The sequence below is a fragment of the Cryobacterium fucosi genome, from assembly GCF_004403515.1.
Classification (GTDB): domain Bacteria; phylum Actinomycetota; class Actinomycetes; order Actinomycetales; family Microbacteriaceae; genus Cryobacterium; species Cryobacterium fucosi.
Map to the genome: position 1 here is coordinate 91,397 of NZ_SOHH01000068.1, position 16,173 is coordinate 107,569.

12 protein-coding genes, 1 tRNA gene and 1 pseudogene are annotated in these 16,173 nt (G+C 67.3%); 8 read left to right on the forward strand and 6 right to left on the reverse strand.

The annotated features are described in order from the left end of the window. Positions 1-62 precede the first annotated feature (62 nt). The gene (locus E3T48_RS10095; protein ID WP_134523932.1) at positions 63-425 is read left to right on the forward strand and encodes a hypothetical protein; all 363 of its coding nucleotides are present in this window, start codon (positions 63-65) and stop codon (positions 423-425) included. A 115-nt stretch (positions 426-540) separates the two neighbouring features. On the opposite strand, the gene E3T48_RS10100 is transcribed toward E3T48_RS10095, so the two are convergent. Beyond that, positions 541-3,057: an FAD-dependent oxidoreductase gene (locus E3T48_RS10100; RefSeq protein ID WP_134523933.1), complete on the reverse strand. Its 2,517-nt coding sequence runs from the start codon at positions 3,055-3,057 to the stop codon at positions 541-543. A 301-nt stretch (positions 3,058-3,358) separates the two neighbouring features. Between E3T48_RS10100 and E3T48_RS10105 the strand changes: the two genes are divergently transcribed. The 3 genes from E3T48_RS10105 to E3T48_RS10115 all read left to right on the forward strand — a co-directional run bounded on the left by E3T48_RS10105 (position 3,359) and on the right by E3T48_RS10115 (position 6,899). After that, positions 3,359-5,626: an MMPL family transporter gene (locus tag E3T48_RS10105; RefSeq protein ID WP_134523934.1), complete on the forward strand. Its 2,268-nt coding sequence runs from the start codon at positions 3,359-3,361 to the stop codon at positions 5,624-5,626. Positions 5,627-5,694: 68 nt separating this feature from the next. Next, complete coding sequence (locus E3T48_RS10110) at positions 5,695-6,090, forward strand: ferritin family protein (RefSeq protein ID WP_134523935.1); 396 nt, start codon at positions 5,695-5,697, stop codon at positions 6,088-6,090. Then, positions 6,087-6,899 (forward strand): family 1 encapsulin nanocompartment shell protein, encoded by an 813-nt coding sequence (locus tag E3T48_RS10115; RefSeq protein WP_134523936.1) that lies wholly within the window; start codon positions 6,087-6,089, stop codon positions 6,897-6,899. The genes E3T48_RS10110 and E3T48_RS10115 overlap by 4 nt, the downstream gene beginning before the upstream one ends. Before the next feature lie 247 nt (positions 6,900-7,146). Here E3T48_RS10115 and E3T48_RS10120 read toward each other — a convergent pair whose 3' ends face one another. Continuing rightward, positions 7,147-8,763 carry an isocitrate lyase gene (locus tag E3T48_RS10120; RefSeq protein WP_134523937.1) on the reverse strand — a complete coding sequence of 539 codons (1,617 nt, stop codon included), beginning with the start codon at positions 8,761-8,763 and terminating at the stop codon, positions 7,147-7,149. A 390-nt stretch (positions 8,764-9,153) separates the two neighbouring features. On the opposite strand from E3T48_RS10120, the gene E3T48_RS10125 reads away from it, so the two are divergent. After that, on the forward strand, positions 9,154-10,032 hold the full coding sequence (locus E3T48_RS10125) for a bacteriorhodopsin-like (protein ID WP_134523938.1): 879 nt from the start codon (positions 9,154-9,156) through the stop codon (positions 10,030-10,032). Between the two features lie 31 nt (positions 10,033-10,063). Here the strand turns inward: E3T48_RS10125 and E3T48_RS10130 are convergent, their stop codons facing one another. The 4 genes and pseudogenes from E3T48_RS10130 to E3T48_RS10145 form a co-directional block, all read right to left on the reverse strand. Continuing rightward, positions 10,064-10,744, reverse strand: a complete 681-nt coding sequence (locus E3T48_RS10130) for a M23 family metallopeptidase (RefSeq protein WP_134523939.1) — start codon at positions 10,742-10,744, stop codon at positions 10,064-10,066. Positions 10,745-10,830: 86 nt separating this feature from the next. After that, a pseudogene (locus E3T48_RS17250) lies at positions 10,831-11,042 on the reverse strand (cobalt transporter); the annotation flags it as partial. A gap of 260 nt (positions 11,043-11,302) precedes the next feature. Then, positions 11,303-12,349 carry an NYN domain-containing protein gene (locus tag E3T48_RS10140; protein WP_134523940.1) on the reverse strand — a complete coding sequence of 349 codons (1,047 nt, stop codon included), beginning with the start codon at positions 12,347-12,349 and terminating at the stop codon, positions 11,303-11,305. 210 nt (positions 12,350-12,559) lie between these two features. Continuing rightward, positions 12,560-12,642, reverse strand: a tRNA-Leu gene (locus E3T48_RS10145). A 116-nt stretch (positions 12,643-12,758) separates the two neighbouring features. On the opposite strand from E3T48_RS10145, the gene E3T48_RS10150 reads away from it, so the two are divergent. The 3 genes from E3T48_RS10150 to mshC form a co-directional block, all read left to right on the forward strand. Beyond that, on the forward strand, positions 12,759-14,084 hold the full coding sequence (locus E3T48_RS10150) for a M20/M25/M40 family metallo-hydrolase (RefSeq protein ID WP_134523941.1): 1,326 nt from the start codon (positions 12,759-12,761) through the stop codon (positions 14,082-14,084). An 18-nt stretch (positions 14,085-14,102) separates the two neighbouring features. Continuing rightward, entirely contained in the window at positions 14,103-14,957 is an 855-nt protein-coding gene (locus tag E3T48_RS10155) for an undecaprenyl-diphosphate phosphatase (RefSeq protein ID WP_134523942.1), read from the forward strand. A gap of 13 nt (positions 14,958-14,970) precedes the next feature. Beyond that, on the forward strand, positions 14,971-16,173 hold a 1,203-nt coding region (mshC, locus tag E3T48_RS10160; RefSeq protein ID WP_134523943.1), incomplete at its 3' end, for a cysteine--1-D-myo-inosityl 2-amino-2-deoxy-alpha-D-glucopyranoside ligase.

Here is a 16,173-nt window from a genome sequence, read left to right on the forward strand (position 1 = left end):
TTCCATGTGCCGCCGGTGACCGGGCCACACGCCGGCGCACGCAGCGCCTATCCTTGATCGAGATGATTACGAGACGAATGGCCGCGCTGCGGCTGGATATCCCGCTGGAAATGGCGCAGCGGCACGAGCTCCCGTCGCGGATGACCGAGGCCGAGCTCAGCGCGATCGAGCGCAATCCGCCGGCCTGGCTGGTGCAGTCGCGTGCCAATCGCACCGGCAAGAAGCCGGTCTGGGTGGAGCTTCGCTGTGACGTCTGCGGCTTCTCCGAGGCGGCACGCCCGAAGAAGTGGTGGCCGGCCTTCACCTATCTGACCTGCGACCACCACGGATCGGATGAACTGCCCGATCCGGCGGACGGCATGAGCCGCACCGAGGTCGACGGGATCGGAAGTCGGTTCATCGGCATCGTCGACGAGATTCCCTGATCGCGGGCCGTCCATGACGTGAGGGGCGGGCCGCCGACCGGTGGCCCGCCCCTGTCTTCTCAGATGAGTCGGCTCAGGGGAGTCGGCTCAGGTGAGTCGGCTCAGGGGAGTCGGCTCAGATGAACAGTGTCGTGTTCGACTCCGCCGCCTCGCCGAGGAAGGTGGCGACCCCGCCGAGTTCGACGTTGTCCATCAGGTCCGACGGCGCGATGCCGAGCAGGTCCATGGTCATCGTGCAGGCGATCAGGCGGGCGCCGCCGGCCTGGGCCGACGCGATCAGCTCGGGCAGGGAGGCAACGGCGTTGTCCTTCATGACCTTCTTGATCATCGCCGCCCCGGCGCCGAGCATGTTCATCTGCGACAACGGCATGCTCCCGGCGCCGGACGGCATCATGGTCGCGAACATCTTGTCCATCAGCTTGCGTTCGCGCTTGGGCGGGTCGATGCGGCGCAGGGAGTTGAGTCCCCAGAAGGTGAAGAACATCGACACCTCCTCGCCCATCGCGATCGCACCGTTGGCGATGATGAAGGCGGCGATGACCTTGTCGAGATCGCCGGAGAAGACGACGAAGGAGGTCTTGCTCGGGCTGGGCTCCGCCGACGTGATCGCCGTCACGGCAGTTGTGGCCGCCCCGCCCTTGCGCATGGTCGCGACGTAACCGGAGCCCTCCGGCTCGATGGCCAGGAGCTGGTGGCCGTTGCGCCTGGCCCAGACCGGAGCGTCGCTGGCGAAACCGGGGTCGGACACGTGTACGACGAGCTCGTCACCCGAGGTGAGCGACTTCATCTTGTCGGAGAGCTTCATGATCGGCCCGGGACAGGCCAGTCCTGAGCAGTCCAGGTCGACGCGGAGCCCCGTGCCCTGGCTGAGGACGGTCGACCGGGCGGCGGCCGCGACTATATCGGCGGACTCCGCGTACGCGGTCATCGGCAGGGGCGGTTCGTCACTGTCCGGCTTGACCTCGTGCCAGGAGCGGAACGTGTCCGACCCGCCGGAGAGGGTGGCGATGTCGGTGAAGCCGCGCTGCACGAGCGCCCGGTAGGCCAGGTAGCTGCGGAAGCCGACCGCGCAGTACAGCCGGAACCGGGCCGTCCGGTCCCAGGCTTCGCTGGTTGTGCGGATGTCGCCAAGTGGCACGTTCTCGGCCCCGGGCAGGTGCCAGATCGAGAACTCCTCGGGTGTGCGCACGTCGATCAGCCGGGTGCCGCGGGTGGCCTCGGGGTAGTCCTGGGCGTACCAGAGGGTGAGGTCGCCGCGCAGCACGTTGCTCGCGACGAAGCCGGCCATGTTGACCGGGTCCTTCGCCGAGCCGAACGGCGGGGCGTAGGCCAGCTCGAGTTCCTCGAGGTCGTAGACGGTCAGGCCGGCGCGCAGGGCGGTGGCGAGCACGTCGAGACGCTTGTCGATCCCGTCAAAGCCCGCAGCCTGGGCGCCGAGGATTCGACCGGTGTCCGGGGAGAAGAGGACCTTCAGCTGCATCATGGCCGTGCCGGGATAGTAACCGGCGTGCCCGGACGGATGCACGTGCACCGCGCGGTAGGGCACCTCGGCGGCGAGCAGCTGGCGCTCGGTGGCGCCGGTGCCGCCCGCGACCATGTCGAACACCTTCACGATCGAGGTGCCCTGGGTGGACCGGTACTCGGTCGTGCGGCCGCAGATATTCTCGGCTGCCACCCGGGCCTCCCGGTTCGCGGGGCCGGCCAACGGAGCGAGCCACTGGCCGGGCAGCACCGTGTGCGGTGTCTCGACGGAGTCGCCTGCGGCCCAGATGTGAGGGTCGGAGGTGCGCATGTGAGTGTCGACGGTCACGCCGCCGCGCGGGCCGAGCTCCAGCCCGGCGGCCGTGGCGAGCAGGGTGTTCGGGCGCACGCCGGCGGAGAGGATGACCAGATCGGCCTCGAGCACGGACAGGTCGGTCAGCTCGACGTGCAGCCCGCCGCCCTTCCGTTCGGTGAATGCGGCGGCCGCCGTGGACAGGTGCAGGGTGATTCCCCTGCTGCGTAGGTGGTGCTCCACCGGAACGGACAGCTCGTGATCGAGTGGCGGGAGGATCTGGTCGCTCATCTCGACGACGTCGACGAGTGCGCCGCGGTGCTTGAGGTTCTCGGCCATTTCGAGGCCGATATAGCCGGCCCCGATCACAACTGCCTTGACCGGCCCGCGTGCGCCGGCGGCGGCCTGGGCGATGGCGGCGTCGAGTTGCGCCTTGATCACGTCCATGTCACCGATTCGCCGCAGCACGTGCACGCCCGCCAGATCGATGCCCGGCAGGGGAGGGCGCAGCGGTTCGGCGCCGGTGCAGAGGGCAAGGGCATCATAATTTTCGACGTATTCGCGTCCGCTGTCGACCTCACGGATCGTCACCGTCTGCGCCGCCCTGTCGATCGCGGTGACCTCGTTCCCGACCCGCACATCGATGTCGAGGGACTCACGCAGGCTCTCCGGGGTTTGTAAGAGGAGTCGGCTGCGATCCGCGATGACTTCGCCGATATGGTACGGCAGGCCACAATTGGCGAAGGAGACGTGATGGCCTCGTTCGAGCACGATAATTTCAGCGAACTCATCCAGGCGGCGAGCACGCGCGGCGACTGAGGCGCCAGCGGCCACCCCGCCAACGACGACGATCTTCATGGAAGTGCCTTTCGGTTGGCCGGATCAGCGATGGGGCCAACCCGGCAAATACCCCCAAGGGTATGCTGGGGTCTTCTGCTGAGGGTACACCTCGACCGGTCCTCGGGCCGAATCGACACCCGGTGGGCGCGCGGCGGCTGGCGCTCTGGCGGGAGTGGACGGCAATGCGCACGTCGGGTCAGCCGGCGGCCGGAATATCCCGACAGCGGACGAGGGCGCACGGCGGCAGGACCGCACCCCAGTCGTGACCCCGGGGGAGTACTTTGGCGTCAGCGGCTCATATTCCGAAGGACGACTGACCATGCTGCACCCCCTCGGCGTCTTCATCGCCCGCCACCGCTTCATCGTGCTCATCGCCTGGGTGGTCCTCATCGCCGCCTTCGTCGCGACGGCGCTCGGCGGAGTCGCCGGGGAGACCCTCTTCCAGCGGCTCTCCAGCGCCGGCCCCACCGTCCAGGGCGAGGCCAGCGAGGCCGAGCAACTGCTCCAAAGCACCCGGAACCAGGACACCGAATCGCTGTCGCTGCTGGTCTACGGTGTCGTGCTCTCCTCGGCCCAGGCTCGCGAGGCCGGGCCGGCCACGATCCTGGCCGAGGCCGCGGCCGACCTGAGGAATCTCGACGGCGTGACCGAGGTGGTCAACCCGCTGGAGATCCCGCCGTTGCCGGACGACCGGCCCAACCCAGCCGCGGCGCCGCTGTTCGCGGCGGACGGCCGGGGACTGCTCCTGACCGTCGCCATGTCCACGAGCAACGGCCGGCTGAGCGACACGGTGCTCACGCCCGTCCGGGCCCGGCTCGAGGCGGCCGCCGCCGGCCTCCGGAAGGCCGCGCCCGATGCGACCGTCGAGGTGGGCGGCACCCCCTTGCTCGTGGACTCGCTCGTCGCCGTCGCCGAGGCCGACCTGCAGAAGGGCGAGCTGATCTCCCTCCCCATCGCCCTGCTGGTCATGCTCCTGATCTTCGGTGGGTTCCTGGCGGCCGGCATCCCGTTGATCGGCGCGATCGCCTCCATTGTCGGCGCCCTCGGCACGCTCTACGCGTTCAGTTTCCTGATGGACATCGACACGACCGTGCTCAATGTCATCACGGTGATCGGCCTCGGCCTGTCCATCGACTACGGCCTGCTCATCGTCAGCCGCTTCCGGGAGGCGTTCCGGGCGCTCGGTCTCCGACCGCCCGCAACGCCCCTGCCCGCCCACGAGGGGCAGGATGCCGCGGCGCACCAGAGCCGAGATGAGCGCCACGAACTCATGCTCCAGGCGGTGGGGACCACCATCGACACGGCGGGGCGCACGGTGCTCTTTTCCGGGCTGACCTTCGCCATCGCCACCGTCGGCCTGCTCGTCTTCGAGCCGACGATCATCCGTGCCATCGCCGTCGGGGCCGTCTCGGTTGTGCTGATCGCCATCCTGACGGCGCTCGTGCTCGTGCCGGCCCTGCTCGGGTACTTCGGTGAGCGCCTGCTGCACCCCGGCCTCCTGACCCGCATCCCCGGCCTGGGCGGCCTCCTCACCCGGTTCGGCGATGTGGCGCCTCAGGAGGGAGTCTTCTCGAAACTCACCCGGGGTGTCCAGCGCGCCCCGACCCTGATCGCCCTGGTCGGGATCGCCGCACTGCTCCTGCTCGGCAGCCCCGTGCTCGGCATGAACGTCACGAACAGCGGCTCGGACGCCATCCCGAGGTCGTCCAGCCAGTACGGCTTCGTGACCGCCCTGAACGACCATTTCCCGCTGGCCACCGGGGCGAAGGTGCAACTGGTCGCCGACACGGACGAGGCCTCCGCCGTTGCCTGGGCGGACCAGGTCCGGGCCCTGCCGCATGTCACCGACGCCACACCGCCCGCCGACGTCAACGGCCACTGGGTTTCCCGGGTCAGCGTCGACACCCACGAGGGCCCGGCGGTCGTGCGGGAGATCCGGGCGGACCGTCCCGCCTTCACCAATTGGGTGGGCGGGTCGGATGCCGCGTCGGTTGACTACACCGACTCCCTGCAGCGCGGGGCGCCGTGGGCGGCGCTCATCATCGCCGTCGCCACGTTCGTGCTCCTGTTCCTGATGACCGGGTCGGTGGTCATTCCGGTCACGGCCCTGGTCATCAGCACGATCTCCCTCGGGGCCTCGGTGGGGGTGCTGGTCTGGGGCTTCCAGGAGGGCAACCTCTCCGGAGTGCTCAACTTCGATCCCGCGACCATCTCGGGGGTTGACCCGCTCGTGTTGACCCTCGTGCTCACCTTCGGCTTCGGCCTCGCCATGGACTACGAGATGTTCCTGCTGTCGCGGATCAAGGAACACCACGACCAGGGTGAGAGCACCCGGCTGGCGATCGAGACCGGCCTGCAGAGCTCCGGCCGGATCATCACCTCGGCCGGCCTGATCATCGTGCTCGTGTTCGCTGGATTCGCCACGGGGGACCTGATGCAGATGAAGCAGATCGGAATCGCGCTGGCGGTCGCGGTGCTCCTTGACGCCACCCTCGTTCGCGCCGTGCTCGTTCCCTCGGTGATGACGTCGCTGGAGCGGATCCTGTGGTGGGCGCCGCGGTGGTCACCACGCCGAGGACGACACTGACAGGAGGGCCGCCCGGGCGTATCCTCGACAGCGACAACGGCGGACGCCCGCCCAGGAGAGGACAAGAAATGGGTTTCGACCAGTACCACGAGCCGGCCGGGGAGCTCTCGGCGGAGACCCGCACCTTCGCGCGCATGTGCGCGAACCTCACGGAGGAGGCGGAGGCGATCGGCTGGTACGAACAACGGATGTCCCTCGAGCCTGATCCTGTCGCCCGGGCCATCATGGCCGACTCGCTCGGCGAGGAGTACAAGCACTTCAGCATGGACCTTGAGTTCCTGCTGCGGCGCAAGCCGCTCTGGCGGGAAATCGCCCGGGGAATCCTCTTCCAGGCCGGCGACATCGTCGAAAACGGGGAGAACACGGAGGCCGCCGCCGGCGCCGGCCAGGGCTCGGGCGGTGCCCCTGACCGGCCGGGGCCGGACTCACTGGGCATCGGGAGCCTGAAGGGAACGAGCTCATGAGCCAGGATCACCTTCTGCGCCACCTCGCCCCGATCTCGGATCGAGGCTGGGCCCTCATCGACGCCGAGGCCGCCGAACGCATCGGCGTCGAGCTGGGGGCCCGCCGCCTGGTCGATTTCGCCGGGCCGCACGGCTGGTGGCACTCCGCGACCAGCCTGGGTTCGACCGAGCCGGCCCCGGCCGTTCCCGTCGACGGGATCACCGTGCTGCGACGGCGAGTGCTGCCGCTCGTCGAGGTCAAGGCAGACTTTGCCTTGTCCCGGCAGCAACTCCAGGACTACGACAGGGGAGCCGTGGCGACCGACCTCGGCAATCTCGACGACGCCGTCGCAAGCATGGCGCGGATCGAAAACATGGCCGTGTTCCACGGCTGGGCCGGCGCGGGACTCACCGGCATCACCGAGGCCACGGTCCATCCCGACGTGCCGCGGGTCGAGGACTTCAACGACTACCCGGGCCGGATCGCCGACGCCGTCGACCTGCTCCGGCGCGCGGGAGTCGGCGGACCATACGGCCTCGCCGTCGGGCCCGCCGACTACACCGCGATCGTGTCCGCCATCGACCACGGCGGGCTCTCCGTCTTCAGGCATGTCGGGGAGATCCTGGAAGGGCCGATCGTCTGGACGCCGGGCGTGCACGGCGGAGTGGTACTCAGCCTGCGCGGCGGGGACTTCCTCTTCGAATCCGGGCAGGATGTCTCCATCGGCTACGACCACCACGACGCCGGCCAGGTGCACCTCTACCTGGAGCAGAGCTTCAGCTTCCGGGTTGCCACGCCGGAGGCGGCAGTGGTGCTCGCCCGCAAGTAGAAGGGGCGCTGAAACGGCACGAGAAAGGCCCCGGCGAAGAACACCGGGGCCTCATGCACTGTCTCAACCAGCGCTCGTCCGTTCGCAGCAGAACTACTCACGGAAGTCTGCGATCAGCGTAGTCGAAATCTCAGACATCGCCGCGCGTGGCCGGGGAGCAGGCGCCCACAGCGTCGCCCGCACCTGCACAGAAGCCCCAGTCATGCGACTGGGGCTTCTTCGGTGCTACCTCAACTGGAGCCTCGAATCAGTGGCTGCTCACAACCGGCTCCTCGAACTGGTTCATCGTGTTGTTCTTGCCACCGGCCTTCAACGCGGCCTCGCCGGCGAAGTACTCCTTGTGGTTGTCGCCGATGTCGGATCCGGACATATTCTGGTGCTTGACCGTGGCGATTCCTTCGCGGATCTCCCGACGCTGCACGCCCTTCACGTAGGCGAGCATGCCCTGGTCGGCGAAGTACCCCTTCGCCAGATCGTCGGTCGAGAGCGCAGCAGTGTGGTACGTCGGCAGGGTGATGAGGTGGTGGAAGATCCCGGCCTCGGCGGAGCCGTCACGCTGGAAAGTGCGGATGCTTTCATCCGCGATCTGGCCGAGCTCCGTGTCGTCGTAGGCCACGCTCATGAGCTTGGCGCGGTCGTACGCCGAGACGTCCTTGCCCTCGGCGGCCAGTGTGTCGTAGGCCTGCTGGCGGAAGTTGAGGGTCCAGTTGAACGACGGGCTGTTGTTGTAGACCAGCTTGGCGTTCGGGATCACCTTGCGCACCTCATTCATCATTCCGGCGATCTGGGCGACGTGCGGCTTCTCCGTCTCGATCCAGAGCAGGTCGGCGCCGTTCTGCAGAGAGGTGATGCTGTCGAGCACGCAGCGCGCCTCGCCCGTTCCCTGGCGGAACTGGAACAGGTTGCTGGCCAGGCGCTTCGGACGCAGCAGCTTCCCGTCGCGCTTGATCACGACGTCGCCGTTGCCGAGCTCGGCCTCGGTGATCTCGTCGACGTCGAGGAAGGAGTTGTACTGGTCGCCCAGGTCTCCCGGCTGGTAGGTCACGGCGAGCTTCTGCGTCAGACCCGCACCGAGCGAGTCGGTGCGGGAGACGATGATGCCGTTGTCGACGCCCAGCTCGAGGAACGCGTAGCGCACGGCGTTGATCTTCGCGATGAAGTCTTCGTGCGGCACGGTGACCTTGCCGTCCTGGTGGCCGCACTGTTTTTCGTCGGACACCTGGTTCTCGATCTGGATGGCGCAGGCGCCCGCCTCGATCATCTTCTTGGCCAGGAGGTAGGTCGCCTCCGGGTTGCCGAAGCCGGCGTCGATGTCCGCGATGATCGGCACGACGTGGGTCTCGTAGTTGTCGATCTGCTCCTGGATTCCGGCAGCCGTGCTGTCATTGCCGGCGGCGCGGGCGGCGTCGAGGCTCGTGAAGAGCAGGTCCAGTTCGCGGGCGTCGGCCTGACGGAGGAAGGTGTAGAGCTCCTCGACCAGCGCGGGAACCGCCGTCTTCTCGTGCATGGACTGGTCGGGCAGCGGACCGAACTCGCTCCGTAGCGCGGCGACCATCCAGCCGGACAGGTACAGGTAGCGCTTGTTCGTGGTCTTCAGGTGCTTCTTGATCGAGATCATCTTCTGCTGGCCGATGAAGCCGTGCCAGACGCCGAGGGACTGCGTGTAGACGGAGGAGTCGGCGTCGTATTCCGCCATGTCCTTCCGCATGATGTCCGCGGTGTACTGGGCGATTTCGAGGCCGGTCCTGAATCGGTTCTGTGCACGCATCCGGGCGACCGATTCCGGGTCGATGGCATCCCAGCTGCGACCGACACTACGCTTCAGCGCTTCGATGGCCTCGATGTCGTTCTGATAGTTGGTCATGTGCATTCCTTCGACGTTGAATTGTGCGGGGGATGGACGGCTGGTTCTGCGGGCCGCTATCGGCTGCTTATTGAAGAATGCGCTAAGCGCAACCCGTCTTCTTCAGAGTTCCCCGCAGAACTTTGGCGATTCTTCTCCGTACGAGAAGAAGTAAGTCGGGGCGTCGAGCCGGGAACGGCAGCGGGGGCATCCGTTCCAGCCCCGGTAGGCCGCCCAAACTCCCCGTGCCTCCTAAAATTTTGGCTGTGCAATTTGTCAGGGGGTGCATCCGACCGGCCATCAGATCGAGAAGTAGCTTTCGAAAGGGAGATTTTCCCGCCCGATCAACGCAAAGGAAACACGTTCAGAAGGCGCACTACTCGACGATCTTTTCGCTCACCGGAGGACACCGTGATACCCGATTCGCTGACCCAGGCCCAGTACGACACCGTCTACAACTTCTTCTCCCTCGTGATCGCGGCGCAGCTCTTCGCTTCGATCTTCATGCTGGTCAGCCTGACCAGGGTGCTGCCGAGGTACCGGCAGGCGATGACCGTGGCGGCTGTCGTCTGTGGCATTGCCGCCTACCACTACTTCCGCATTTTCGACTCGTTCAAGGCAGCTTTCGTGACCGACGCCGTCGGCGGTCGTGGGGACTACCTCCAGGTCGCAGGCGCCGGCTTTAACGAGGGCTACCGCTACGTCGACTGGTTGTTGACCGTGCCGCTGCTCCTCCTCGAACTGATCGCGGTGCTCGCCCTCGCCCGCCGCGTGCAGACGAGTCTCCTCGCGCGTCTCATCCCGGCGTCGGCCCTGATGATCGCTCTCGGCTACCCCGGGGAGATCAGTGGGGACAACGGTATTCGTGGACTGTTCGGCCTGCTCTCCACCATCCCGTTCGCGTACATTCTGTACGTGCTCTTCGTCGAGTTGACCCGCTCACTCGACCGGCAGCCGGCGAGCGTGCGCAGGACGATCAGTCAGCTTCGCCTGTTGCTCCTCCTGACCTGGGGCGTCTACCCGATCGCCTACCTCCTGCCGATGCTTGGCCTCGATGGGGCGGATGCCTGGGTCGGAAAACAGCTCGGCTACTCGATTGCCGACATTCTCGCCAAGGCGCTCTACGGCCTGATCATCTACCGGATCGCCCGGATGAAGTCGTTCGCAGACGACGACTCGTTCGCCGCCCGGGAGCTGTCGGTCGACGAGGCGCCGGAGGTGACGGCTGGAGCCCCGACCCGCAGCGGGGTGCCCGCGCCCAAGCGGGCGCCGGGTCGCGGCACCGATTAGGAGTGGGGTAGATGCCGCAAGTGCCCCGGCTTCAGGCCCGCCTTCGTGCCGTGGTACTGGGGCCCGGAGTGTTGAAAGCCTCACCGTTCCTCGGTAGCCAGTTGCCACCGTCGAGCTGAGGGCGCTCAAAGATGACCGGCCGGCCGCGAGCCGTCGGCCAGATTGTTGAGTCCGTGACTTGCACGTGAACGTGCGGCTGCGTGCTGTTACCCGAATTTCCGCACGAACCAATGGTGTCGCCCACCTCGACCGCAGATCCAACTTCGACGCTCACCGATCCACTCTGCAGATGGGCGATGAGCACAAAGGGCCCGGACGAATCCATCGCAATAACCACGTGATTCCCTGCGATCGCGCGGACGCCCTTCCGAATCCGGCGAGCTTGGGAGACCGCGTAAGGAATCCGCGCCAATTGCGAGCGGCGGGCCTCGTGATCAAGTTCGCCGTCGATCGCGGCGACGACCGTGCCCGATGCCGGCGCCAGGATAGGTGCGCCGAATCCGACAAAGACCTCGGGGGACTCAGTAGCCAGCACCGAGCGCCAACCGCGCTTTCCCGAATGACCGCGTTCGTTGATAGCGACGAAGTCGATCGCGAATGTCGTGCCGAACAGATGAGTGCCATGGCTAGGAACGCGGTTCGCCGGGCTGTTCTGCGCGATCCATCGGCCCTGGAATGGTAATCGCAGCACGACTGGAGAAGTTTGCAACATTCCAGCACCTCCGGCCGAGCAAAGTGGTGTGGCCCGTCCGAGCGACACGCTCAGTGTATCGAGGAGCACGAGTAGACCCGGACCGACTAACGGCCGTCACCCTTCCATGCCTCCAGGCCTCCCGACGGGCGAACCCGACAAGAACGACAGCCGCGATCGAATCCGCCCACGCCCACCCCAGGAGGGAATTGAGCAGCAACCCGCACAGGAGCGCCGCGGACAGGTAGCTGCAGATGCGGGTCTGCTTCGAGTCCGCCACAGCCGAGACAGACCCCAGCTCGCGCCCGGTACGCCGTTCTAGCATTTTCTCAGGTTTCTCCGGGTCAGGCGCTGCGAACTACCAGGCGATCGCTGGCTGCGGTCAGGCGGCAAGTGCGATGGCAGCCTCGATCACGCCGCGTGCAGCCTGCCCAGGGCGGGCGCCGTCCGTAGTAGCCCCAGCACATGATGTGGCGTTCTGATGAGCAGCACGAGCGGGGTAGATCCAGCCCCCGCACGCGACGGCTGCACCGTCGTCCCCATCGCCAGAAATTTCAGATCAAACGCTGACGACCCGACTCAACCAAGCCGACCGGCGGATCCCGGCCTAGCGTCTGGTTCTGCCCCGGGGCGCAGCCGGATGAGCCGCTGCGGGCCGTCCTCCTGCAGCTCGGCCAGATCGCTGCGCGAGGAGAGAAAGTCGGTGAAGGAACGGAAGCCGAGCGGCTTCTCGTTGAAGGAGGGGTCCATCCGGCGCATCTGGTTCTTGACGGTGCCCGTGTTGAGCCACTCGTCGGCGTCGCCCTTGGCGTGACCGATCTTCAGCGCGCGCACGAGGAGCTCCGTCGCCAGGGTCTGCGGGTCGGTGTCGTCGCCGGCCTCCGGCTCGTCGAACTGGGCGTCTTCGGTGTGCGAGAACATGGGAATCGTCGTGAGCCTGCGGGCCTTGTTGGGGGCCGTGTCCGGTGCAGTGCCCGGTGCAGTGTCGGCTGGTTCCGCGGCCTTCCTGCTTGCCGTGGGCCTCTCCACGGCGGTGGTAGAGGCGGACTTGTCGATTCCGGGAAGCGAGGCGTAGTCCTCGAACTCGTCGCACGCGGCCGCAAGCGAGGTGCTCGTCGAGCCCGCGACGCCGATGCCGACGACGAAGCGACCCAGCCGCTTCGATTTCTGGGCGAGGGCGATATAGTCGGAGTCGCCGGCGATGATGATGACGTGGGTGAGGTCGGGCAGCCGGAAGAGGTCTTCGACCACGTCGACGGCCAGGCGGATGTCTGCCCCGTTCTTGGTTCCCCTGGTGGTCGTGGTGAACAGCTGGGTCAGGTCCACCGCCCGAGACATGAGCTGGCGCTGGTAACTCGCATTGACGGGCACTGACCAGTCGGCGTAGGCGCGGTTGACGACCAGGGTGCCGAATGAGGCGGCAAAGTCGATGATGGCGTTGAAGTCGACCGTCGCGGCGACGAGCTTCGCGGCGATCTCGGGGTCGGCATCCCGGCTCGACTTATCGAAATCGCGGATGCCGTCGCGCTGGAAGGCATTGCGCCCGTGCAGCTGCTGATAGCGCGAGATGACGATGTTGTCGAAGTCGATGTAGAGGCCGACGCGTGCGTCGTTCGGTTCAGTCATGGTGAGCTCCTCAGCCGCGGGCGGAAGACTCAATAGCGATCCGGTGCCTCTAGTCTGCTGCGAGCGACGTGGCGAGGGCAACTCGGGTGCGCGGTCCAGGCTTATCGGGTGGCCGGGCCGCAGCCGGGCATGAAAAATGGCCGTGAAACGAAGAATCCGTATCACGGCCTATTTCCAATGCAGGTCCGGAACTATCCGAACTTCTCTCTGTGCCCGAGGGGGGACTTGAACCCCCACGCCCATAAGGGCACTAGCACCTCAAGCTAGCGCGTCTGCCATTCCGCCACCCGGGCTGGTGCTTCGGCCGCCATTGTCCGGCCGCCGAATAGATAATCTAGCACGGATTTTGGCGCCCTCCGGCCGCACCCGCCGTCCCCGGTATCCGACGCCGCCCGGTAGCGTGAAGGCCATGCTTTCCTCCGCTGAGAACACCCCGGCCGACGCCCGTCTGGACCTGACGGCCGAGATCGCCCGCGACCTCATCCGTTTCGACACGACCAACTACGGGGAGGGCCGTTCCAACGGCGAGACGGATGCCGCGGAGTACGTCGCCGCCAACCTCCGCACCCTCGGCCTCGCCCCGCAGCTGTTCGACTCCGAGCCGGGCCGCACGAGTGTCGTCGCCCGTGTTCCCGGCCGCGACTCGAGCCGAGGCGCGCTCGTGGTGCACGGTCATCTCGACGTCGTCCCGGCGGACCCCGATGCATGGTCGGTGGACCCGTTCGAGGGCGTGATCGAGGGCGGACTCCTCTGGGGCCGCGGAGCCGTGGACATGAAGAACATGGACGCGATGATCCTCGCCGCGTTGCAGGACATCCTCGGTTCGGGGCAGCAGCCGGCCCGGGACCTGGTCGTGGCCTTCTTCGCCGACGAGGAGGCCGGGGGAGTGCTCGGCTCGCACTACCTGGTCGACACGCACCCCGAAGTGTTCGCGGGGGCAACCGAGGCCATCAGCGAGGTCGGCGGCTATTCGATCACCCTCGGCGGCCAGCGCGCCTATCTGCTGCAAACGGGTGAGAAAGCTCTCATCTGGATCAAGCTCATCGCCCGCGGCGAGGCGGCCCACGGATCGCGCCTGATCCACGCCAACGCGGTCACCCGGCTGGCCGAGGCGGTGGCCAGGGTGGGCAGGCGCGAGTGGCCGATCCGGCTCACCGACACCACCAGCGCGCTCCTGGCCGAACTGGCCAGTGTGCTGGGCGTCGACCCGCAGCGGGTCGGCCCCGACGAACTGGCCCTGGCCACGGGCACGGCCTCCGGTTTCATCCAGGCCAGCCTGCGCACCACCACGAACCCCACGGTGCTGCACGCCGGCTACAAGCACAACGTCATCCCGGACCGAGCGGAGGCGCTGATCGACATCCGCACCCTCCCCGGCGACGAGGACAAGGTGCTGGCAGAGGTGGCCGAGATCGTGGGGCCCGACATCGAAATCGTCGTCATGCACCGCGATATCGGCCTGGAAACCGAGTTCGGCGGACCGCTGGTCGACGCCGTCGTCGACACGCTCGGTCGGCACGACCCGGGTGCGCCGGTGCTGCCATACCTTCTCTCCGCCGGAACCGACAACAAGGCGCTCAGCACGCTGGGCATCAAAGGGTACGGGTTCGCCCCGTTGAAACTCCCAGCAGATCTTGATTTTCCGGCCATGTTCCACGGCGTCGACGAGCGGGTCCCGCTCGACGCGTTAGTGTTTGGCAGGCAGGTCCTGACCGACCTGCTCTCGAACTACTGACAGCAAAGCGGGCGGCAAGTGAATCTCATCAACGCGATCATCCTCGGACTCGTCCAGGGGCTGACCGAGTTCCTTCCGGTGTCCTCGACCGCCCACATCCGCATCGTGGGCGAGTTCCTCGGCACCGGCGCCGACCCGGGGTCACGGTTCACCGCGATCATCCAGATCGGCACCGAGGCCGCCGTCGTGCTCTTCTTCTGGCGCGACATCGTGCGCATCATCGGCCAGTGGTCGCGTTCGCTCGTCGGCAAGGTGCCGCGCACGGACCCGGATGCCCGGATGGGCTGGCTGATCATCTTCGGTTCCCTGCCGATCGTCGTCCTCGGGCTCCTCTTCCAGGACCAGATAGAGTCCTCGCTCCGCAACCTCTGGATCACCGCGACGGTGCTGATCGTCTTCGGCATCCTGCTCGGGATCGCCGACCATGTCGGGGCCAAGAAGCGCCGGCTCAAGGACATCACTGTCAGCCACGGCGTCGTCTACGGTTTCGCCCAGGCGCTCGCGCTCATCCCCGGCGTCTCCCGCTCCGGCGGCACCATCACCGCCGGGCTGTTCATGGGCTACGAGCGCCGCGCCGCCGCCCGGTACGCCTTCCTGCTCGCCATCCCCGCAGTGCTGGGCAGCGGCTTCTACCAGATGTACAAGTCGATCGCGCAGCCGTGCCTCACCGCCGCGACCAACTGCACCCCCGAGGTCTTCGGCCCGTTCGAAACCCTCGTCGCCACGGTCATCGCGTTCGTCGTCGCCTTGTTCGTGATCGGGTTCTTCATGAACTACATCTCCAAGCGCAGCTTCCTCCCGTTCGTGATCTACCGGATCGTTCTCGGCCTGGCCCTGTTCGTCCTCCTGGCGACCAACACCATCGCCGCCTAGTTAGGCTGGTTCAATGCGCGCCTGGCAACGACCCGAGATCCCGCAACTCCCCGGCCGGTCCGGCGCACCGTGGCTCTACGACACCGCCACGGAGACCCTCGTCGAGGCGAAGCCGTCCGCCGCGGCCCGGCTCTACGTCTGCGGCATCACCCCCTACGACGCGACCCACCTCGGCCACGCGGCCACCTACCTTGCTTTCGACACCCTTCAGCGCGTCTGGCTCGACGCGGGCTACCGGGTTCACTACGCCCAGAACGTCACCGATGTCGACGACCCGCTCCTCGAGCGCGCAACCGCGACCGGTGCCGACTGGCGCGAACTCGCCGCTTCGCAGGTCGAGCTCTTCCGCGGCGACATGGAGGCGCTGGCGATCATCCCGCCGAACGACTACGTCGCCGTCACCGAGGTCATCGACGAGATCGCGGCCGCCGTCGCCCAGTTGTGGGATGCCGGGATCGCCTACACGGTGCCGACCAACGACTCCATCGTCGACACCACCCGGTTCGGCACGATCGGTTCCGCCGGTTCGGACATCTACTTCGACATCGCGGCGGCGGAACGCCTAGCGCCGTGGACGCTCGGCGAGGAGAGCAACCTGGCCCGGCCCGAGATGCTCGCCCTGTCGGCGGAGCGTGGGGGAGACCCCGAGCGCCCGGGCAAACGTGACCCGCTCGACCCGCTGCTCTGGCGCGCCGCGCGGGCCGACGAGCCGTCCTGGCCGTCGTCGGTCGGCGCCGGCCGCCCGGGCTGGCACATCGAATGCTCGGTGATCGCGCTCAAGGAACTCGGCACGGACTTCACGGTGCAGGGCGGCGGCAGCGACCTGGTCTTCCCTCACCACGACATGAGCGCCGGGCACGCCGCGGCCCTCTCCGGGCATCCGCTCGCCGGGCTGTACAGCCACACCGGAATGGTCGCGTACCAGGGCGAGAAGATGAGCAAGTCCCTCGGCAATCTGGTGCTCGTCTCACGGCTGCGCGCCGCCGGAGTCGACCCGCGGGCCATCCGGCTCGCCCTGCTGGCCCAGCATTACCGGGCCGACTGGGAATGGACCGACGCGCACCTGGCCGCCGCGACCACCCGGCTGGCGGCGTGGACAGCCGCGTTCGGCGTCGGAGCCACGCCTGGACCGGCGGAGGCCCGCGCGGTCATCGACGCGCTCCGGGCCGCCCTGGTCGCCGACCTCGACACCCCGGGGGCGCTGGCCGCGCTCGAC